Raw genomic sequence first — 20,389 nt, 5'->3', positions numbered from 1 at the left:
ACATCCTAGGGCGCTCCCACCACCCGCCGCCGGAGCCGCCCGAGCCGTGCCGCCGCCCAGAGCAGTGCGCCGGTCGGCAGGAACACCGCGTCCGCCGCGACCATCGCGAGCGAGAACACCGGCAGCCCGAGCACCACCGCGATCCCCAGGTGCTCGGCCATCATCACCACCAGCAGCACGTTCTTGACCCGCCGGTTGATCAGCGTGAACGGGAAGGCGACCTGGAGGATCACCGTGGCGTACGAGATCAGGAAGACCGGCAGCAACGCCGAGCCGACCAGCCCGGACAGCGCCGGCCAGGGGGTGAAGTAGTCCAGGTGCAGCGGGTAGTACAGCGCCGTGCCGTCCTGCCAGCGCGAGCCCTGCACCTTGTACCAGCCCGCCGTGGCGTAGATCAGCACCACCTCGACGGCGATCACCAGCATCGCGCAGTTGTGGACCATGTTCGCCAGCGCGTCGAGCACCGCCCGCGGTTCGCCCGCCGGCCGCAGCCGCCCCAGCAGCCACCAGAGCCCGGCCACCGCCCAGAGTCCCCAGAACAGCGGGGCCCAGCCGAGGTACGGGAAGGTGGGGGCGGTCCAGGTCAGGCTGTCGCCGGAGAAGCCACCGGCCTGACAGACCGCCAGCGCCGTGCCGAGCAGCGCCCAGAGCACCACCCCGCTGCGCCCCGGACCGGACCCACGGGCGTCCAGCGACCACACCTCGGCGCAGCGGGTGAAGACCAGGTAGACCGCCATCAGGTGGACGACGTTGTCCCCGCCGTCGCCGAGGAAGACGTCGCGGTTCTGCAGCGACAGCACGGTGACCAGGAACAGCACCGTGCTCGCCCTGGTCCGCCAGCCCAGCAGCACGGCCAGGGCGGCCAGCACGGCCAGGTGGTAGACCAGCTCGAACCAGAGCCGTCCGCCGAACCAGGGCAGCACGGTGAACGCCCCGTCGTCGGCCAGCAGCCGCTGGGCGAGTTCCATGGACCACGGCGAGCGGTCGCCGTACAGCACCCGCCGGTTGGGCCACTCCCGCAGCAGGTAGGCGAGCCAGACCAGCCCGAAGCCGATCCGCACCACCGCGGCCTGGTGCCGTCCGAGCACCCGTCCGCCGAACGCCTCCATCGCCCGCCCGAAGGCCGCCGCCGGCCCGCGCGGCGGCGCCGGAACAGGCAGCACCCGCTCAGGGGGCGGAACCGGCCCGGACGACTGCCGCGGGACGGCGTCCACCGGCTCCACCGCCGACGCCTCGTTCACCCCAGCCCCCGGTAGTCCTCGTCCCCGACCGGCCACCACGGCAGCTCCCGCACCTTGGGGGCGGGCGACCCGGTCACACCGCTCCAGGACGGCGGCGGCACGGTGGCCGTGGTCACCCGGAACTCGATCTCCAGGACGCGACGGCCGTCCACCTCCCGGCCGATCCGCTGCAGCGCGATCCGCTTGAGGTACTGCTCGGCGAGCTTGCCGCGCTGATTGGTCGGCTTGTCGTCCTGCGGGTCGTGCGAGCCGTCGTAGAAGTCCCAGGCCCGGCGCAGCAGGTTCTGGTCGACGTGACTGGGCGCCGGGTTGCCCCGGATCGCGGCGATGTCCCGGGCGGTCAGCCCGATCCAGTCCCCGGTCCGGGTGGCGCCGCCGTCCGCGACGGTGCGCACCCGCGCGTCCAGGCTGACGTTCTGCTGCAGCGGATCGGGCGCGAACAGCTTCCAGTTCTGCTCGAACTCCGGGTACACCACGCCGTCGACCTCGTCCCGGTACTGGCGGGACAGCACGTTGTCGGGCGCGACGTGCAGGAACACCGCGGCGAGGAACAGCCCGGTGCCGCTCACCAGCACCGCGGCGGCCAGGCCGAGGACGAGCTGCGCGGGCCCGGACCACTCCCGTCCGGGGGCAGCCCGGCCCGTGGTCTCCGTCATGGCCTCCCCCCGCCCGATCGGCGCGCCGCCGGCCCGCACCGGCGCGTCGCGCGCCCATCCTGCCCTACCCGTCTCCGGGCGGGCGCGGCGAGTGGCTACAGGACGAAGGCGGCCTGACCGCTGCTGCTGACCATCGGACGGCCCGCGCCCTCCCAGGCGTACATCCCGCCGTCCACGTTCACCGCGTCCCGGCCCTGCTGCACCAGGTACTGGACGACCTGCGCGGAACGGCCGCCGACCCGGCAGAGCACGTACAGCTTCTCGTCCGGCAGCTCGCCGATCCGGGCGATCACCTCGCCGATCGGGATGTGCAGCGCGCCGTCCACGTGGCCGGCGTCCCACTCGTCCTGCTCCCGCACGTCCAGCAGGGCGGCGTCGGCCGGCACGGAGGCGGCATCGGTGGTCGGGATCTGCGCGAACATCGTGGGGCTCTCCTGGGGTCGGATCGGTTCGGTGCCATTGTGGCCCACCGGCGCAGGGCTCTGAGCCCCGAGCAGCCGCTCCAGCTCGGCCTGCTGCGAGGCGGCCTTGGCGAGCAGTTCCTCGGCGAGCTGTTCCAGCAGCCGGTCCGGGTCCTGCGGGGCGAGGGCGAGCAGCTGCCCCATCGGGGTCTGCTCCAGCCGGACCTGTTCGGTGGCGGTCTCGGCGATCTTGGCGGTCAGCCAGTCCAGCCGGCGGCGCAGCCAGCCCAGCCGGTCGGGGGAGTCGACGGCGGGCGCGGCCTCCGGCGCGGTGGACCACTCCGCGGCCAGGCTCTCCAGCGCGGCGGTGTCCCCGTACGCGTAGGCCTCGTTGACCCGCACCAGGAAGTCGGCCCGGCGCCGCTGCTCGGCCCCGTCGGTGGTCAGGTCCGGGTGGGCGCGGCGGACCAGCTCACGGTAGATCCGCTGGGCCTCCCTCCCGGGGCGCACCCGGGCCGGTGCGGCGGGCGGCGGCGGGGCCTCGTCCGCGCCCTCGCCGGACTTCTCCCGTACCGAGTCGAACAGCGCGTCCAGGTCGGGCAGCTCCTCGACCCGCTGCCGCGCCTCGGCGGCCCTGCGCAGGTCCTCGGGGGCGCCGGTCCGGGCCGCGACGGCCTCGGCGACCAGCGCGTCCAGCTCGTCCAGCCGGGCGTAGAGCGGGCCGAGCAGCTGGTGGTGGATCAGCGCGAAGTTGTCGATCTCGACCCGCAGCGTCTGCACGTCCACGTCCATGGTGAGCCAGGCGAGCTCGGCCGCGGCGACCCGCTCCTCCAGCTCCTGCTGCTCCGGGTCCGTCCAGCGGACGGGGCTCTGCGCGCTCACGGTCTCGCCTCTGTGTCGTCCGGCCTTCTGGGTCCTGCGGAGCCGCCGCGCGGGCGGTCCGGCCTGCCACCCTACCGCCGCCTTCCAAGGCCCCGTCCGGGTGAAGCGGGGGTACGAACCGGCGCGCGGCACGAGACACGCAACCGATCCTGACGAATCTCCCCGTTTCGGTGTCGAGCTCGGCCCGGTCCGTGCTTCGCTGGTATCCGCACAGCGTGCCTTCCTCCGGAGAGACGGCCGCCTCCAGGCGCGGCGGCCAGGCGGGAGCAGACCGAATCCATGGTGGCCGACTCCAACTCCACACCGCTTCCGGCGGGCGCCGGGACCGCGCCGGGCGACCATCCGACCGGAGTGGCCGCCCTGGTCCGGCTCGCCCTCGTCCTGGTCGACCGGACGGGGCGGATCGCCCAGTGGAGCCGGGCTGCCGAGGAGCTGTTCGGGCACCGCTCCGAGGCCGCCACCGACCGCCCCGCCTCCGGCCTGCTGCCCGCCCTGGAGTCGAGGGTGCTCGGCCGCTGCGCCGTGCGCCGCCGCTGCGACGCCTTCGACACCCTGGCCGGGCTGACCGCCGCGGGCCGCCCCTGGGCCGGCCGGCTGACCGTGACCGACCGCGAGGAGCACCAGCGGGACGTGCTCTGGTGGGCCTACCCGCTGCCCGGCCCGTCCGGGGGACTACTCGCCCTCGCCGCCGACGCCCGCCCGCTGCGCACCGTCGGCCCCCGGCTCGCGCTCGGCGAGCGGCAGCTGCCGTTCGCCGCCGCCCCCTCCGCCCGGGGCGGCTTCCACGGGCTGACCGCCGCACTCACGCCGCCCGCCGCCGAGCTGCCCGAGCCGCTGGCCCGGCTGCTTCCCGCCGCCCACCGGGCCCCGCTGCGGGAGGCGGCGGCCCTGGGCGGGCTGCCCGCGCTGCGGCTGGACGCGGTCACCGTGCTGCCGGTGCTGCCCTCCGACCCGCAGACCGGCACCGCGCACGCGGCCGCCGGCCTGGGCCGCCGCTATCCGACGCCCCAGCAGCGCGCCACCCGGCTCGGTCCGCCCCCGCAGCCCGAGCAGTCCGCGCCCGGCCGCCGTCCGCCCGGCCCGCTGCCCTCCCCACGCGAACCGGTCCCACGCGAACCGGTCCTGCGCGAACCCGCCCCGCGCGAGCACGAGGCCGCCCGGAGCACCCCCGCCGTCCGCCCCGCCGTCGTCGGCGGACCGGCCGGCGCCCCGCCCGTCCCGTTCCCCGACGCAGGAGGAGCCACCATCGAGCAGCAGGCCGCCGCCGTCGAGCCGTCCGCCCACGGCCTCCCGCCGCACCGCGCGGAGCAGGCCCCGCCCGGCGCCGTCCCCGCCCCCGCCGGTGCCGGGGGTCCGCCGAGCGGCCGGCTGAGCCCGTTCCTCACCAACGGGCAGGCCGGCGAGCAGCTGGCCCTGCTGAACGAGGTCGGCGGCAAGGTCGGCACCACCCTGGACCTCGGCTTCACCGCCCACGAGCTGTGCCAGGTACTGGTCCCCCGGGTCGCCGACTTCGCCTGCGTGGACCTCGTGGACGGTCTGATCTCGGACTCCGAGCTGCCGGTCGCCCGTCCCGACGACGACACGATGCTGCGCCGGGTCGCCCTGGTCTTCAACCGGACCGACGGCGCCTGGGACCACGTGCTCGCCGAGGGCTCACTGGTGAGCATGCCCCGCCGGACGCCGCCCGGGATGGCCCTCCAGCTCAACCAGCCGGTGCTGGTCCCGGTGGTCAGCGCGGACGTCGCGGTCGACTACGCGATCGCCCTCGGCGGCGCCCGGCTGGCCCCGGTGGTCTCAGGCCGCTCGATGCTGGTGGTCCCGCTGTCCGCCCGGGGCACCGTGCTGGGCATCCTCAAGCTGCTCCGGCTGCCGGACCGCGCCCCCTTCGACGAGAGCGACGCCGCCACCCTCAAGGAGCTGGCGGTACGGGCCGCGCTGTCGCTGGACAACGCCCGGCTGCACCGCGCCGAGGCACGGGTCGCCACCACCCTGCAGCGCTCGATGATCCCGACCCGCCCGCCGCAGATCCCCGGCGTGCAGATCGCCCACCGCTACCTGCCGGGCGATCCGAAGGCCGAGGTCGGCGGCGACTGGTTCGACGCGATCCAGCTGCCCGGCAGCCGGGTCGCCCTGGTGGTCGGCGACGTGATGGGCCACGGCATCCACTCCGCCGCCGCGATGGGCCGCTTCCGCACCGCGATGCAGACCCTCGCCGCCCTCGACCTGCCGCCCGGCCAGCTGCTGCGGCACCTGGACAACCTGGCCCAGAAGCTCGGCGACGACCACCTGGCCACCTGCCTGTACGCGGTCTACGACCCGATCAACCGGACCTGCGAGCTGGCCAGCGCCGGCCACGTCCCGCCCGTCCTGGTGCACCCGGACGGCAGCGGCGAGCTGCTGGAGATCCCGGCCGGCGCGCCGATCGGCGTCGGCGGGGTGCCGTTCGTCGCCAAGACCATCGACGTCTCGGACGGCTCGATGCTGGTGCTGTGCACCGACGGACTGGTCGAGGTCCGGGGCGGTGACATAGGAGCCGGCCTGGCGGCGCTGTGCGGCAACCTGATCGACCCCCAGCAGAGCCCCGAACAGGCCTGCGACGAGGTGCTGCGCCGGCTGCACTCGGACGACCGCAAGGACGACGTCGCCCTGCTGGTGGCCCGCTTCGACGGGGTCGCCCCGTCCGAGGTGGCCACCTGGGACCTCACGGTCGACCAGCGCGAGGTCCGCCGGGCCCGTTCGCTGGTCCGCGAGCAGCTGGCGGCCTGGCACCTGGAGGCGCTCAGCGACACCACCGAGCTGCTGGTCAGCGAGCTGGTCACGAACGCCGTCCGGGTCGCCCGGGACCGGGTGCAGCTCCAGCTGATCCGGGTGGACAAGCTGCTGGTCGAGGTCAGCGACGACAACCACAACCTGCCCTCGCTGGAGCCGGCCGAGCAGCTCGGCGAGACCGGCCGCGGCCTCACCCTGGTCACCAAGCTCGCCGAACACTGGGGCACCGCCCGCAAGGCGGTGGGCAAGGTCGTCTGGTTCGAGCTGCCCCTGCCGCACGCGTGACGGCCGCGTACGGGCAGCGCCCCGTGCGCGGCCGACAGGCCAGATGGAGCGTCCCTCAGGGGATCACGGCCCCCGCCGGACGGCGCCGGGCCTCCGCCGCGACCTCCCGGGAGGCGACCGTGGCCACCGAGGTGGCGGCACCGACCCCGGCCAGCACCCGCGGCCAGAAGTCCCCGAAGACCTCGACCGAGACGGCGATCAGCAGTGCGGTGATCACCGCGACCACGTGCTCCAGGCCCGCCAGGTTCGGCAGCACGACGGCCTCGCCGACCATCAGCACCACCACCAGGGTGGCGGTGAACCAGGCCCGGGTGCGGAACGCGATGCAGATCGCCAGGGCCACCACCGCGGCCGAGGGCCCGGTGTCGCGCACGAAGGCGACCCACTTCGGGAAGCCGAACACGTGGCCCGGTCCGATCGCCACCCCGACCCGGGCGAACAGCGTGCCCGCCAGGGTGCAGGCGTAGGCGACCACCAGGGTCATCCGCCGGCCGAGCACGACCTCGGCGATCGCGAAGACCACGAACACCTGGGCCAGCGCCCCCCAGACCGGCAGGTCCAGGGCCGGCACGTACAGCGACAGCGGGGTCCGCAGCAGCGAGAGGTCGAGCGGCAGCGAGGCCCGCACCACCCCGATGTGGTTGACGAAGCGCTCGCCGCCCGGCAGGTGCTGGACGACACTGAACAGCAGGATCAGAAACGTCGCCGCCGTGGCCAGCGGAAATGCGGCGAGCTTCTTCCGCGCCACCGCACCCCGGACCGTCAGGTACAACGTTCCCCACTCGGCGACAGCGGCCTTTCCGGCTAGCGCCAGCGGCCCCTTTCGCACGCCCCCCGCGTGGGTCCTGTGAATCACAACCGTTTCTCCCGAATCCCCGGAACTTGTCAGCTACCCCAACATTAGAAGCCAGTTAACAAATCCACATCGGCATGGATGGGGATCGACGTCATCCTCAGGAGGGAGACGAATCCCCCCTCCGGACCCCCCTTACGACCGATGGCCCTATGTCCCTTACGAACAGTGGTCCTAGGTACACCCCCCGGCCGTCGACCCCCTCCGCCCCCCGACGGAGGGCTACCCCTTCCCGTCCCGCACCGCCACCGGTACCCGGGGCGCCACCACGGCAGCTCCCGCGTGCCGGCGACGGAACAGGGCGGGCAGGCTCGGCGCCACGATGAAGCCCTCCGCGCGGGCGCTGGCGATGCCGATCCGCGGAATCTCGCTGCTCTTCTCGAACAGCAGGTAGCGCGGTTCCCAGATCGGCCGGTACTTGGCGTTCGCGCGGTACAGCGACTCGATCTGCCACCAGCGCGAGAAGAACCCGAGGACGGAGCGCCACAGCCGCAGCACCGGACCGGCACCGAGCCGCGAACCGCGCTCGAAGACCGAGCGGAACATCGCGAAGTTCAGCGAGACCCGCTTCAGCCCCACCTCGTCGGCGCGCTGCAGCAGCTCGATCACCATGAACTCCATCAGGCCGTTCTCGGTGTCCCGCGCCCGGCGCATCAGGTCCAGCGAGAGCCCGTCCGGGCCCCACGGGACGAAGCTCAGCAGCGCCTTGAGCTCGCCCTCGCCGTCGCTGCACTCCAGCATCACGCAGCGGCCGTCGCCCGGGTCGCCGAGCCGGCCCAGCGCCATCGAGAAGCCGCGCTCGGTCGCCCCGTCGCGCCACTCGTCGGCCTTGGCCACCAACTCGGCCATCTCCGCCTCGGAGATGGCCTCGTGCCGGCGGATCCGCACCGTGTACCCGGCCCGCTTGACCCGGTTGTACGCCTGCCGGACCACCCGCATCGCGCGGCCGTCCAGCGAGAACTCGTCCAGCTCGACGATCGCCTCGTCGCCCAGTTCCAGCGCGTCCAGCCCGTGCCGGGCGTAGATCACCCCGGCCTCCTCGGAGGCCCCCATCACGGCCGGTGCCCAGGCGTGCTCGCGGGCCTCGGACAGCCAGGCGTCGATCGCCCCCGGCCAGGCCTCCGGGTCGCCGATCGGGTCGCCGGAAGCCAGCGAGACGCCGCCGATCACCCGGTAGGTCACCGCCGCCTTGCCGCTGGGGGAGAAGATCACCGCCTTGTCCCGGCGCAGCGCGAAGTAGCCCAGCGAGTCGCGCTCCCCCTGCTTGTCCAGCAGGCCGCGCAGCTTCGCCTCGTCCTCGGGGTTGAGCAGCTCCTTGCCGCGCGGGCTGCGGAAGGCCACGTACAGCACCAGCAGGAACAGCACCGCGCCCATCGCGTTGATCGCGGCGTTCACCCAGGTCGGGGCGGCGATCACCGAACGCAGGTGCTCGGTCGGGGTGACGGTGACCATCCGGCCGACCGAGTAGCGGAAGAGGTCCCACCAGCCGGCGCCGTTCAGCTCGTTGGTCAGCCAGACCAGCACCGCGCCGACCGCGCCGCCGAACAGCAGCCCGCCGACGAAGGTCGCCGCCGCGGTCTTGGGGTTGGAGCGGTCGCCCTTGGAGGTGAACTCCTTGCGCCCGATCAGCAGCGCCAGCACGAAAAGGCAGGTCAGGGCGGTGGAGACGTAGTTGAGCGGGTGCTTGCTGAAACGCTCGCCGGGCAGCAGCATGGCCGCCAGGTAGAGCAGCGCGAACACCCCGCTGAGCGCCGCGTTGAAGATCCACGCGGCTCGCTTGCGCCGCCGCATCGCGACGGCGAGGAACACCGACAGCACCGCGGCCGCCAGGCCGGAGGTCATCAGGTACGGGGTGAAGTACTCACCCTCGTTGTGCTCGCTGACCTGGTTCCCCCACGGCACCAGCAGGACCGTCGCCACGTTCAGCAGCGCCAGCAGCCGGAGGTACCAGACGGAGGCGGCGGCGGCCCTCGGGCGCCAGCGGTCGAGCGCTCCGGCGGGCCCGGGCCCGGCGGAGGTTGCGGACGGCTCCGACTTCACAGTGGACGACACAGCTCAATTCCAAACGATCAGATGGTGGGGCGCATCCGCACACGGCCCGGCGCCGGGCGCCCGCACGGGCCCGGTGGACTGACCGACCGCCCCCGCCCACCGACCGCCCGCATCGAGCGGCAGGTCGGAAAGAGCAGCCAACTCCATGGTTCCGCACCATTCCTGAGAATTACGTGAACCGGGTAGCGGATTCCCACCCCCGCCGAACGGCGGGGGTCAGTCCCCCCCATGCGTTCGGCGACCCGCCCCGCCTACCCCTACCCTCAAAAGCGATCCCCGCGGACCGACCGAACCCGGCCGCCCGAACCGAGGAGGCACCATCACCACCACCCGCGTGCTGATCGTCGACGACGAGATCCTGGTCCGCTCGGGCCTCGGCCTGATCGTCGGCTCCGCCCCCGACCTGGAGGTGGTCGGCGACTGCTCCGGCGGGCAGGCCGAGGAGTACGTCCGGCGCCTGCGCCCGCACGTGGTGCTGCTCGACATCCGGATGCCCGACCTCGACGGCATCTCGGTGCTGCGCAGCCTGCGCGCCCTGCCCGACCCGCCCGCCGTGGCGATGCTCACCACCTTCGACACCGACGAGTACATCGGCACCGCGCTGCGGGCCGGCGCGGCCGGCTTCCTGCTCAAGGACACCGCCCCCGAGCAGCTGGTGCACGCCGTCCGGGTGCTCGCCGCGGGCGGCAGCATCCTCTCCCCCACCGTCACCCGCACCGTGATCGGCGGCTACGTGGACGGCGGCGGTCCGGACGCCGAGGCCACCGCGCTGGCCCGCACCCTGACCGGCCGGGAGCTCGACGTGCTCGCCCTGCTCGGCGAGGGCCTGTCCAACGCCGAGATCGCCGACCGGCTCTTCCTCGGCACCGGCACGGTCAAGGACCACATCAGCGCGATCCTCGGCAAGCTCGGCGCCGCCAACCGGGTGCAGGCCGCCGTGGTCGCCCACCGGGCCGGCCTGGTGCGGCCCAAGCCCGGCGACGGGGCATGACGACCGCCGGCCAGCTGCCGTCCAGACGCCTGCCGGCCTGGTGCACCGCTCCCTGGCTGATGCTGCTGCTGCCCGTCCTGTACTCCCTGCTGGACGCCGCGCTGGTGGCCCGGGACGCCACCTGGTGGCAGATGACGCTCTCCACGCTGGCCGCCGTCGCCCTGTTCTGGCGCCGCCGCTTCCCCACGGCGGTGCTGCTGCTCACCATGCCCGGCACCTGGGTGGAGGCGATCTGGCTGGCCCCGATCACCGCCGTCTACACGGTGGCCACCGAGCGCCCCGGCGCCCGGGTGCTGTTCCCCTGTGCAGCCCTGTTCACCCTGGTCTCCTTCTTCCACTGGCCGCTGCCCACCCCGGTCATCGACCTCAGCCGGAACACCGCCCTGGACGCCATCCAGGCCGTGATGCTGGCCGCCGGCCCGGCCGCCACCGGCCTGCTCGCCCGCACCCGGCGGGAACTGGCCGCCCGCCTGGACGAGCTGACCCGCGGCCAGGAGCGGGAGAGCCGACTGCTCGCCGAACGGGTGCTGATCAGCGAGCGCGGCCGGCTGGCCCGGGAGATGCACGACGTCGTCTCGCACCAGGTCAGCCTGATCAGCATCCAGGCCGGCGCGCTCCAGGTGAGCACCGCCGACCCGGCCGCCGCGGGCGTCGCCCGCACCATCCGCGAGCTGTCCGTACGGACCCTGGACGAGCTGCGCCAGATGGTCGGGGTGCTGCGCGGCACCAACAACGGCCCGTTCCCGGACGCCCCGCTCGCCCCGCAGCCGCGGCTGGCCGACCTGCCCCGGCTGATCGAGCAGAGCGGCCTGGCCGCCGACACCGAGCTGAACCCCGGCGACCGCCCGTGGCCGGAGGCGGTCGAGCGGGCCGCCTACCGCACCGTCCAGGAGGCGCTCACCAACATCACCAAGTACGCGCCGGAGGCCGTGGTGCACGTGAGGGTCCGGGCGAAGGGCCGCCGGCTGCGGGTCGAGGTCCGCAACGAGGCGCCGCCGGTGCACCCGGCCGAGACCCTGCCGGGCGGCGGCCACGGCCTGGTCGGCCTGCGCGAGCGGGCCCAGCTGCTGGGCGGCACGCTCACCGCCGGTCCCACCCAGGACGGCGGCTTCGAGGTCCGCGCCGAGCTGCCCGCCACCCGCTCCTGACCGTGGGGCCACCCCCGGGGGCCCCACGGGGGAACGAGAAAGCCCCGCAGATCCGAAGATCTGCGGGGCTTCGCTGTGCGCGAGGGGGGAGTTGAACCCCCACGCCCTTTCGGGCACTGGAACCTGAATCCAGCGCGTCTGCCTATTCCGCCACCCGCGCATGGGTGTTGTCTTCCTTGCCGTCCGACCCTCGGAACCGCCGGTACCATGTGGCCCTTCGCGCTTCCTCGGTCCGGCTTCCCTTCCGGGCGGCCCTTCCGACGTGGAAAACAGTAGCACGACCTGGGGGGCGGCTCCGAATCCGTTCCCCGGGGAGACCAACCGCATCCGAACGGGTGCACGACGAACGGATGAGCGAACGGCGTGGGCGGCTCCGACGGACGCACCTGGCGTGCGGCACCCGAAATGCGTCACCCTGTGTGTCCGAGCCCACCCCCGGGCACCACACGGTCCGGGAACCGTACGGAAGGGCCCGGCGTGGATACGATCAGTACGGAAGTACCGCAAGTAGGCACGACCGACTCCCCGGAGGATCACTCCCCGAGGAGATCCGGACGGCAGGCAGGCGAACGAACCCTGGAAGGGGGTGCCCCATGGGGATGCTGAAGAAGTTCGAGCAGCGGCTGGAGGGTCTCGTCAACGGCACCTTCGCCAAGGTGTTCAAGTCCGAGGTCCAACCCGTGGAGATCGCCGGCGCTCTGCAGCGCGAGTGCGACAACAACGCGAGCATCTGGAACCGCGACCGCACCGTCGTGCCGAACGACTTCATCGTCGAGCTCAGCCCGCACGACCACGAGCGGCTCAGCCCCTACTCGGGACAGCTCGGCGCCGAGCTCGCCGGCATGGTCCGCGAGTACGCCGAGGCCCAGCGGTACAGCTTCATGGGCCCGCTCCAGGTGAACCTGGAGAAGGCCGACGACCTGGACACCGGCCTGTACCGGGTGCGCAGCCGCACCCTGGCCTCCGAGGAGCCCCAGCAGTACGCCCCGCCGCAGCAGCCGCAGCAGCCCGGCTACGACCGCCAGCCGGCCGCGCCGGCCCCCGGCGCACCGTGGCAGCAGGGCGGCGCCGGGCAGTACACCGCGCCTCCGCCGCCGGCCGCACCCCCCGCGATGCCCCCCGGCCCGCCGGCCGGCGGCAACGTCCGCAACTTCCCCGGAGCCGGTCACGGCGCCTCGGTCCGCCGCTGGATCGAGGTGAACGGCGCCCGCCACCAGATCACCGGCGCGGCCTGCGTGCTCGGGCGCTCGACCGAGGCGGACGTGCGGATCGACGACCCCGGGGTCTCCCGCAAGCACGCCGAGATCCGCCCCGGCACCCCTTCGATGGTCCTCGACCTGGGCTCGACCAACGGCATCGTGGTGGACGGACAGCACACCCAGCGCGCTACGCTCCGCGACGGCTCCCGAATCGTCGTGGGCTCCACCACCATCGTCTACCGGCAGGTCGAAGGGTAGTGTCCGAGTTGTTCGCGCGCCTCGCTCACCGACTGGCGGGACGGTCATGTCAGAACTGACCCTCACGGTCATGCGGCTGGGCTTCCTGGCCGTGTTGTGGCTGTTCGTCATCGTCGCGATCCAGGTGATCCGCAGCGACCTGTTCGGGACCAAGGTGAACCCCCGTTCCTCCCGCCGCGGTGCCGCCACCGCGTCCGGCGGCGGCGCGGCGGCCACCACGGCCCCCGGACGTCCCGCGGCGCCCGCCCCCGCCGGCACCGGCGCGGGCCAGACCCAGGGCGGCGGCCGCCGCCGCGGCGCCCCGACCCAGCTCGTCGTGGTGCAGGGCTCGCTGGCCGGGACCACGGTCGCGCTGCAGGGCCAGACCATCACCCTGGGCCGCGCGCACGACTCCACCATCGTGCTGGACGACGACTACGCGTCCTCCCGGCATGCCAGGATCTATCCGGATCAGACTGGGCAGTGGACGGTCGAGGATCTAGGCTCCACCAACGGCACCTATCTGGACCGGCAGCGCCTGACCGCGCCCACCCCGCTCCAGCCGGGCATGCCGATCCGTATCGGCAGGACCGTCATCGAACTGCGGAAGTAGTAGCGCATGAGGGACAGCATCCCGTCCATGACCCAGAGGGGGGCACAGGTCGCATGACCCTGGTGCTGCGCTTCGCCGCCGGCTCCCACAAGGGACTGATCCGGGAGGGGAACGAGGACTCCGGCTACGCCGGGCCGCGGCTGCTGGCCGTGGCCGACGGCATGGGCGGCGCCGCGGCCGGCGAGGTCGCGTCCTCCGAGGTGCTCGGCTCGATCGTCCGCCTGGACGAGGACGTGCCGGGCGCCGACCTGCTGACCCTGCTGGGCGATGCCGTCCAGGGCGCCAACGACCGGCTCCGGCAGATGGTCGAGGAGGACCCCCAGCTGGAGGGCATGGGCTGCACCCTGACCGCCATGCTGTGGACCGGCCAGCGGATGGGCCTGGTGCACGTCGGCGACTCCCGCGCCTACCTGCTGCGCGACGGTTCGCTGGTGCAGATCACCCAGGACCACACCTGGGTGCAGCGCCTGGTCGACGAGGGCCGGATCACGCCCGAGGAGGCCGAGACCCACCCCCAGCGCTCGCTGCTGATGCGGGCCCTGGACGGCCGCGGCCAGGTCGAGCCGGACCTGTCGATCCGCGAGGTCCGGGCCGGCGACCGCTACCTGATCTGCTCGGACGGCCTCTCCGGCCCGGTCAGCCACCAGACCCTCCAGGACACCCTCGGCAGCTACTACTCGCCCGAGCAGACCGTGCAGGAGCTGATCCAGCTCGCCCTGCGCGGCGGCGGTCCGGACAACATCACCTGCATCGTGGCGGACGTCATCGACGTCGGCGCCACGGACACCATGAGCGGCCAGTTCAACGACGTCCCGGTGGTCGTCGGCGCGGTCGCCGACACCCCGCCGTCCTCGACCGCCGCCGACCGCTCGATCGCGGACACCCCGGCCGGCCGCGCCGCCGGCCTGGGCCGCGGCCCGCAGGGCGCCTTCGGTCCGGCCGAGGGCTACGACGGCGGCTACGGCGCCGCCCAGGGCGGCTTCGGCCCCGCCGAGGGCTACGAGGGCGAGGGCGGCCACGGCTACCCCGCCGAGCCCTCCGTGTACGGCTCCGAGGAGCTCGACGAGGAGCAGCCCCCCAAGCGCAAGCGCCGGGGCCTGACCGTCCCGCTGGTCGTCCTGGTGACGCTCGGCCTGCTCGGCGGCGCCGGGTACTTCGGCTACCAGTGGACCCAGGACCAGTACTACATCGGCGAGGAAGGCGACCACGTCGCCATCTACCAGGGCATCAACCAGAACCTGGCCGGGCTGAGCCTGTCCTCGGTGCACGAGTCGCACGGGGATGCCCCGCTGAAGTGGCTGCCCCAGGACCAGCGCACCCAGGTGAACCGGACCATCTCGGTCGGCAGCCTGAAGGAAGCCCAGAACACGGTGAACGACCTGGTGGGCTGGGCCAAGCTGTGCCAGCGGGCCGCCACGGCGGCGGCCCCGCAGGGCACCCAGCCGACCCAGGCCACCAAGACCGACTTCGTGGCCGCCACGCCGGTCGCCCCGGGCGAGCGGGAGAAGCGCAACCCGCCCGCGGCCGCGCCCACCACCTCCCAGAGCCCGAGCGCCCCGGCCACGCCCGCTCCGACGCAGAACGCCACCCCTCCGGTGGCCGGCGCCCCGAGCGAGCAGGCCCAGCAACCCCAGCAGCCCCAGCAGCCCCCGTTGAGCGACGACGAACGCACCCGGGCGGAAGCCTGTCCGAAGCCGTGACGTCCGTGATCCGACACAGGTCCGCCCGCAGCGGGCCCGCCGGCCGGAAGGGAGCGGTCACCACGTGAGCAGCTACGACCTGAGCGGCGACACCGGCCGCGCCGGCGGCCGACGCCGGGCGGCGGCCGGGCGCGTCGTGCCTCGGCGCCGGGGCAACACCACCATCTCGCCCCAGGGCACCCCGAACCGGCGCAACACCGAGCTGGCCCTGCTGGTCTTCGCGGTCCTGCTGCCGATCCTGGCGTACGCCAACGTGGGCCTGGCGATGGACTCCCGCCTGCCGGCCGGCATGCTCGGCTACGGCCTCGGCATGGGCTCGCTGGCGCTGGTCGCGCACCTGCTGGTGCGACGCTTCGCGCCATACGCGGACCCGCTGATGCTGCCGATCGCCACCCTGCTGAACGGGCTGGGCGTGGTGATGATCTGGCGGCTGGACAAGGCCGGCCACCTGCTCAGCGGCAACTTCCCGGCGGCCCGCAACCAGCTGATGTGGTCGGCCCTCGGGATCACGCTGTTCATCGGCGTCATGGTCTTCCTGAAGGACCACCGGGTGCTCCAGCGCTACACCTACATCTCGATGGTGGTGGCGCTGGTGCTGCTCGCCGCGCCGGCCTTCTTCCCTGCCCGGGCGGAGGACTTCGGCGCGAAGATCTGGATCCGGATGGGCAGCTTCTCCATCCAGCCAGGCGAGTTCGCCAAGATCGTCCTGACCGTGTTCTTCTCCGGTTACCTGATGGTCAAGCGGGACGCCCTGGCGCTGGCCAGCCGCCGCTTCATGGGCCTGTACCTGCCGCGCGGCCGCGACCTCGGCCCGATCATCGTGATCTGGCTGCTCAGCCTGCTGATCCTGATCTTCGAGAACGACCTCGGGACGTCCTTCCTGTTCTTCGGCCTGTTCGTGGTGATGCTCTACGTCGCCACCGAGCGGACCAGCTGGATCCTGTTCGGCCTGCTGATGTCGGTCGGCGGCGCGGTCGCGGTCGCCACCACCACCAGCCACGTCAAGGTCCGCATCGACGCCTGGCTCGACCCGATGGCCGCCTTCTCCGCGAACCCGCCCAAGGGCTCCACCGAGCAGATCGGCCAGTCGCTGATGGCGCTCGGCTCCGGCGGGGTCACCGGCTCCGGCCTCGGCCAGGGCCGCTCCTGGCTGATCAACTTCGCCGCCAAGAGCGACTTCATCCTCGGCTCCTTCGGCGAGGAGCTCGGGCTCACCGGCCTGATGGCGATCTTCCTGCTGTACGCCCTGCTGGTGCAGCGCGGCCTGCGCACCGCCCTGGCCGCCCGCGACCCCTTCGGCAAGCTGTTCGCCGTCGGGCTCGCCTCGGCGATGGCGCTGCAGGTCTTCGTCGTGGCCGGCGGGGTCACCGGACTGATCCCGCTCACCGGTATGACCATGCCGTTCCTCGCCCAGGGCGGTTCGTCCGTGGTCGCCAACTGGGCGCTGGTCGCGATCCTGCTGAAGATCAGCGACAGCGCCCGCCGTCCCGGGGTCGAACCGGCCCCGGCCACCGAGGGCCAGGGAGGACCCGCCCGATGAACAAGCCGATCCGACGGGTCTCGATCTTCTGCCTCGTGCTGATCCTGGCCCTGATGGTGCGCACCAACTGGGTGCAGGGCGTCCAGGCCGACGCCTGGGCCTCCAACAAGAACAACAAGCGCCAGCTGTACGACCGCTACGCCCACCCGCGCGGCAACATCATCGTCAGCGGCCAGCCCGTGACGAACTCCGACTTCGTGAACGGACTGCGCTACAAGTACAAGCGCTCCTGGATCAACGGTCCGATGTACGCCCCGGTCACCGGCTACTCCTCGCAGGCGTACGGCTCCAACGGGCTGGAGAACCTGGAGGACGGCATCCTCTCCGGCACCGACGACCGGCTGTTCTTCCGCAACACCCTGGACATGCTGACCGGCGAGCAGCAGCGCGGCGGCGACGTCGTCACCACCATCAACGCCAAGGTCCAGAAGGCCGCCTTCGACGGCCTCGGCGACAAGAAGGGCGCGGTGGTCGCGCTCGACCCGAAGACCGGCGCGATCCTGGCGCTGGTGTCCACCCCCTCCTACGACCCGGGCACCTTCGCCGGCGGCGACAGCGGGGACACCAAGGCCTGGCAGAACCTCCTCGCGGACCCGAACAAGCCGATGCTCAACCGCGCGCTGCGCGAGACGTACCCGCCCGGCTCGACCTTCAAGCTGGTCACCGCGACCGCCGCGTTCGAGAACGGCCTGTACCAGAACGTCGACGACACCACGCAGACGCCGGACCCGTACGTCCTGCCCGGCACCCAGACGACGCTGAAGAACGAGAGCCCCAACGAGCGCTGCGAGAACGCCACCATCAAGTCCGGGCTGGACCAGTCCTGCAACACGGTCTTCGCCAAGATGGGCGCCGACCTCGGCAAGGACAAGATGCGGGCGCAGGCCGAGAAGTTCGGCTTCAACAGCACGGTCGACACGCCGGTCCGCTCCGAGAAGAGCGTCTTCCCGGACAGCCCCAGCCTGGACGGCACCGCCCAGGACTCGATAGGCCAGCACGACACCCGAGCCACCCCGCTGCAGATGGCCATGGTCTCCGCCGCGATCGCCAACAACGGCAGCCTGATGCAGCCGTACCTGGTCGACCAGGAGCGCTCGGCCTCGCTGACCACCATCTCCAAGCACACCGAGAAGCAGTTCTCCCAGGCGATGAGCCCGACCACCGCGCAGAAGATGCAGGACCTGATGGTCTCGGTGGTCCAGAACGGCACCGGCACCAACGCCCAGATCCCCGGCCTCCAGGTCGGCGGCAAGACCGGCACCGCGCAGCACGGCGAGGACAACGCCGGGCTGCCGTTCGCCTGGTTCACCTCCTGGGCGAAGACCCCGGACGGCCAGTCGGTCGCGGTCGCGGTGGTGGTCGAGGACGGCTCCAACAACCGCGACGGCATCAGCGGCGGCCGGCTCGCCGCTCCGATCGCCAAGGCGGTGATGCAGGCCGCGCTCGGCAAGTAGGGCCGGTGAGGTGAATGTCACGATCGGCACCCCCCTCCGGATACCGGTCTGATATCGGCCGACGGCTGACTCCGGTCCGGTGCGGTGCGACCGGTAGCGTATCCGCCAGCAGCGGGTGTGCCCGTTGCCGCCCGCGAGGCGGCGCACGGCCCGGCCGGAGAACCGGTCGCGGCGCGCGCGGCGTCACCCAGAGCGTGCGGGGACACCTACGTCACAACCTCACCGGCGGGTGAGGGAGAGGGTCGGAACTATGGAAGAGCCTCGTCGCCTCGGCGGCAGGTACGAGCTCGGCGGCGTCCTCGGACGCGGCGGCATGGCCGAGGTGTACCTCGGCCATGACACCCGGCTCGGCCGTTCCGTCGCAGTGAAGACCCTCCGGGCCGACATGGCCCGGGATCCGTCCTTCCAGGCCCGCTTCCGCCGCGAGGCGCAGTCCGCGGCGTCCCTGAACCACCCCGCGATCGTCGCCGTGTACGACACGGGCGAGGACTACATCGACGGCATCTCCATCCCGTACATCGTGATGGAGTACGTCGAGGGTTCCACGCTGCGCGAGCTGCTGCACTCCGGCCGGCGGCTGCTGCCCGAGCGGGCGCTGGAGATGACCATCGGCATCCTCCAGGCCCTGGAGTACTCGCACCGGGCCGGCATCGTGCACCGCGACATCAAGCCGGCCAACGTGATGCTGACCCGGCAGGGCAACGTCAAGGTGATGGACTTCGGCATCGCCCGTGCGATGGGTGACGCCGGGATGACCATGACCCAGACCTCGGCCGTGATCGGCACCGCCCAGTACCTCTCCCCCGAGCAGGCCAAGGGCGAGCAGGTCGACGCCCGCTCCGACCTGTACTCCACCGGCTGCCTGCTCTACGAACTGCTGACCGTCCGCCCGCCCTTCGTCGGCGACTCCCCGGTCGCAGTGGCCTACCAGCACGTCCGGGAGGAGCCGCAGCCGCCGTCGGTCTTCGACCCCGAGGTGCGCCCCGAGATCGACGCGATCGTGCTGAAGGCGCTCGCCAAGGAGCGGGACTACCGCTACCAGAGTGCCGACGAGATGCGCGACGACATCGAGCGCTTCCTCGACGGCCTCCCGGTCGCCGCCGCCCAGCAGGCCGCCGCCTACGGCATGGGCGCGGCCGGGTACGGCTACGACCAGAACGGCTACCCGCAGCAGCACGACCCGTACGGCCAGACCAACGTGCTGCCGCAGCAGCCCGGCGGCGGCCAGACCACGATGCTGCCGCAGGCCGCCGGCTACCAGGACGACGGCTACGGCCAGACCTCCGTCGGTGGCGCGGGCGGTCACGACGGCTACGACGACGGCTACGGCCAGGGCGGCGGACGGCGCGGCGACGACCGGAAGAAGAGCAACACCTCCTGGATCGTCCTGGCGGTGGCCGCCGTGCTGGTCCTGGTCGGCACCTTCTTCGTGGCCCAGGCGATGTTCAGCGACAAGGGCACCAAGGACACCCCGAAGCTGTCGGCGCCCGGCCTGGTCGGCAAGAGCCTGGCGGACGCCAAGGCGGCGGCGACCGCGGCCGGCCCCAAGCTCACGGTCACCGAGGGCGAGAAGATCGCCTGCCCGGACGCCAACGTCAAGAAGGACCAGGTCTGCACCCAGAACCCGGCGGCCGGCGCCCAGGTCGCCGAGGACGCCCGCATCACCGTGCAGCTGTCCTCCGGTCCGGCCAAGCAGCAGATGCCGCCCCTGACCGGCAAGACCAAGGACCAGGCCATGCAGGCGCTGGCCTCGGCCGGTTTCACCAACGTCGCCGCCCCCGACTACAAGGACGACGACACCGCCCCGCAGGACACCGTCGTCGCCCAGGACCCGGCGGCCGGCGCGACCGTCGACCCGAGCGCCCCGGTCAAGCTGACGGTCTCGCAGGGCAAGTCCAAGGTGAACGTCCCGAACGTGGTGGGCTCGCAGAAGGAGGACGCGCAGACCCAGCTGCAGGGCCTGGGCTTCCAGGTCGACGCCTCGAAGACCACCCAGACCAACGACCCCACCAAGGTCAACACCGTCGCCACCCAGTCGGTCCCGGCCAACACCAAGGCCGCGACCGGCACGAAGATCGTGCTGACGGTGTACAAGGCACCGGACAAGGCCATCGTCCCGCCGCTGCAGAACCAGAAGGTGTCGGACGCCATCGCCGCGCTCTCGAAGGCCGGCCTGGGCTACACCATCGTCGGCCCGCAGGACCCGAACGCGGTGGTCCAGATGGCCAACCCGCCGGCCGGCACCTCGCTGGACCCGAACACCCAGGTGCAGCTGTTCACCAGGGCGGCCGATCCGGCCAAAGGGGGCGACCCCAACACCACACCCCCCGGCAAAGGGAACCCCTAAGCCCTTCCCCTGGTTCTGAGA

14 protein-coding genes and 1 tRNA gene are annotated in these 20,389 nt (G+C 72.7%); 9 read left to right on the top strand and 6 right to left on the bottom strand.

Going from position 1 to position 20,389, the window contains the following annotated elements:
* Positions 1-5 precede the first annotated feature (5 nt).
* The 3 genes from ACH4J0_RS09680 to ACH4J0_RS09670 all read right to left on the bottom strand — a co-directional run bounded on the left by ACH4J0_RS09680 (position 6) and on the right by ACH4J0_RS09670 (position 3,180).
* Positions 6-1,241, bottom strand: coding sequence for an HTTM domain-containing protein (locus tag ACH4J0_RS09680; protein ID WP_396237995.1), 1,236 nt, complete (start codon positions 1,239-1,241; stop codon positions 6-8).
* Positions 1,238-1,897: a DUF5819 family protein gene (locus ACH4J0_RS09675; RefSeq protein WP_396237993.1), complete on the bottom strand. Its 660-nt coding sequence runs from the start codon at positions 1,895-1,897 to the stop codon at positions 1,238-1,240. Before ACH4J0_RS09675 ends, ACH4J0_RS09680 begins: the two co-directional genes overlap by 4 nt.
* 95 nt (positions 1,898-1,992) lie before the next feature.
* Positions 1,993-3,180, bottom strand: coding sequence for a rhodanese-like domain-containing protein (locus ACH4J0_RS09670; RefSeq protein ID WP_396237991.1), 1,188 nt, complete (start codon positions 3,178-3,180; stop codon positions 1,993-1,995).
* A 279-nt stretch (positions 3,181-3,459) separates the two neighbouring features.
* Here ACH4J0_RS09670 and ACH4J0_RS09665 point away from each other — a divergent pair, with 279 nt between their 5' ends.
* The gene (locus tag ACH4J0_RS09665) at positions 3,460-6,234 is read left to right on the top strand and encodes a SpoIIE family protein phosphatase (protein ID WP_396237989.1); all 2,775 of its coding nucleotides are present in this window, start codon (positions 3,460-3,462) and stop codon (positions 6,232-6,234) included.
* Between the two features lie 55 nt (positions 6,235-6,289).
* On the opposite strand, the gene ACH4J0_RS09660 is transcribed toward ACH4J0_RS09665, so the two are convergent.
* Together ACH4J0_RS09660 and ACH4J0_RS09655 are read right to left on the bottom strand one after the other, a co-directional pair.
* Positions 6,290-6,982 (bottom strand): hypothetical protein, encoded by a 693-nt coding sequence (locus tag ACH4J0_RS09660; RefSeq protein WP_396237987.1) that lies wholly within the window; start codon positions 6,980-6,982, stop codon positions 6,290-6,292.
* A gap of 327 nt (positions 6,983-7,309) precedes the next feature.
* Complete coding sequence (locus ACH4J0_RS09655; RefSeq protein ID WP_396237985.1) at positions 7,310-9,139, bottom strand: phosphatidylglycerol lysyltransferase domain-containing protein; 1,830 nt, start codon at positions 9,137-9,139, stop codon at positions 7,310-7,312.
* Between the two features lie 340 nt (positions 9,140-9,479).
* On the opposite strand from ACH4J0_RS09655, the gene ACH4J0_RS09650 reads away from it, so the two are divergent.
* Together ACH4J0_RS09650 and ACH4J0_RS09645 are read left to right on the top strand one after the other, a co-directional pair.
* Positions 9,480-10,130 carry a response regulator gene (locus ACH4J0_RS09650; protein ID WP_396238279.1) on the top strand — a complete coding sequence of 217 codons (651 nt, stop codon included), beginning with the start codon at positions 9,480-9,482 and terminating at the stop codon, positions 10,128-10,130.
* Positions 10,127-11,278, top strand: a complete 1,152-nt coding sequence (locus tag ACH4J0_RS09645) for a sensor histidine kinase (protein WP_396237983.1) — start codon at positions 10,127-10,129, stop codon at positions 11,276-11,278. The genes ACH4J0_RS09650 and ACH4J0_RS09645 overlap by 4 nt, the downstream gene beginning before the upstream one ends.
* A 76-nt stretch (positions 11,279-11,354) precedes the next feature.
* Here ACH4J0_RS09645 and ACH4J0_RS09640 read toward each other — a convergent pair.
* Positions 11,355-11,438, bottom strand: a tRNA-Leu gene (locus tag ACH4J0_RS09640).
* A gap of 433 nt (positions 11,439-11,871) precedes the next feature.
* On the opposite strand from ACH4J0_RS09640, the gene ACH4J0_RS09635 reads away from it, so the two are divergent.
* The 6 genes from ACH4J0_RS09635 (at position 11,872) to pknB (ending at position 20,368) form a co-directional block, all read left to right on the top strand.
* The gene (locus ACH4J0_RS09635) at positions 11,872-12,735 is read left to right on the top strand and encodes an FhaA domain-containing protein (RefSeq protein WP_396237981.1); all 864 of its coding nucleotides are present in this window, start codon (positions 11,872-11,874) and stop codon (positions 12,733-12,735) included.
* 46 nt (positions 12,736-12,781) lie between these two features.
* On the top strand, positions 12,782-13,327 hold the full coding sequence (locus ACH4J0_RS09630; protein WP_396237979.1) for an FHA domain-containing protein: 546 nt from the start codon (positions 12,782-12,784) through the stop codon (positions 13,325-13,327).
* Positions 13,328-13,380: 53 nt separating this feature from the next.
* The gene (locus ACH4J0_RS09625; RefSeq protein WP_396237977.1) at positions 13,381-15,027 is read left to right on the top strand and encodes a protein phosphatase 2C domain-containing protein; all 1,647 of its coding nucleotides are present in this window, start codon (positions 13,381-13,383) and stop codon (positions 15,025-15,027) included.
* Positions 15,028-15,163: 136 nt separating this feature from the next.
* Positions 15,164-16,567 carry an FtsW/RodA/SpoVE family cell cycle protein gene (locus ACH4J0_RS09620; RefSeq protein ID WP_396238277.1) on the top strand — a complete coding sequence of 468 codons (1,404 nt, stop codon included), beginning with the start codon at positions 15,164-15,166 and terminating at the stop codon, positions 16,565-16,567.
* Positions 16,564-18,021, top strand: coding sequence for a peptidoglycan D,D-transpeptidase FtsI family protein (locus ACH4J0_RS09615; RefSeq protein WP_396237975.1), 1,458 nt, complete (start codon positions 16,564-16,566; stop codon positions 18,019-18,021). The genes ACH4J0_RS09620 and ACH4J0_RS09615 overlap by 4 nt, the downstream gene beginning before the upstream one ends.
* 250 nt (positions 18,022-18,271) lie before the next feature.
* Positions 18,272-20,368 (top strand): Stk1 family PASTA domain-containing Ser/Thr kinase, encoded by a 2,097-nt coding sequence (gene pknB / locus ACH4J0_RS09610; protein ID WP_396237973.1) that lies wholly within the window; start codon positions 18,272-18,274, stop codon positions 20,366-20,368.
* Positions 20,369-20,389 lie beyond the last annotated feature (21 nt).

It is taken from the genome of Kitasatospora sp. NPDC017646, assembly GCF_044329365.1.
GTDB lineage: Bacteria > Actinomycetota > Actinomycetes > Streptomycetales > Streptomycetaceae > Kitasatospora.
Note: the sequence above shows the minus strand (reverse complement) of the source record. Positions and strands in the feature narration are given on the sequence as shown.

What these genes read in the sequence shown, in the direction of transcription:
- pknB (WP_396237973.1), top strand. Translation starts at nt 18,272, where the DNA reads ATGGAAGAGCCTCGTCGCCTCGGCGGCAGGTACGAGCTCGGCGGCGTC.
- ACH4J0_RS09635 (WP_396237981.1), top strand. Translation starts at nt 11,872, where the DNA reads ATGGGGATGCTGAAGAAGTTCGAGCAGCGGCTGGAGGGTCTCGTCAAC.
- ACH4J0_RS09665 (WP_396237989.1), top strand. Translation starts at nt 3,460, where the DNA reads ATGGTGGCCGACTCCAACTCCACACCGCTTCCGGCGGGCGCCGGGACC.
- ACH4J0_RS09625 (WP_396237977.1), top strand. Translation starts at nt 13,381, where the DNA reads ATGACCCTGGTGCTGCGCTTCGCCGCCGGCTCCCACAAGGGACTGATC.
- ACH4J0_RS09645 (WP_396237983.1), top strand. Translation starts at nt 10,127, where the DNA reads ATGACGACCGCCGGCCAGCTGCCGTCCAGACGCCTGCCGGCCTGGTGC.
- ACH4J0_RS09615 (WP_396237975.1), top strand. Translation starts at nt 16,564, where the DNA reads ATGAACAAGCCGATCCGACGGGTCTCGATCTTCTGCCTCGTGCTGATC.
- ACH4J0_RS09675 (WP_396237993.1), bottom strand. Translation starts at nt 1,897, where the DNA reads ATGACGGAGACCACGGGCCGGGCTGCCCCCGGACGGGAGTGGTCCGGG.
- ACH4J0_RS09630 (WP_396237979.1), top strand. Translation starts at nt 12,782, where the DNA reads ATGTCAGAACTGACCCTCACGGTCATGCGGCTGGGCTTCCTGGCCGTG.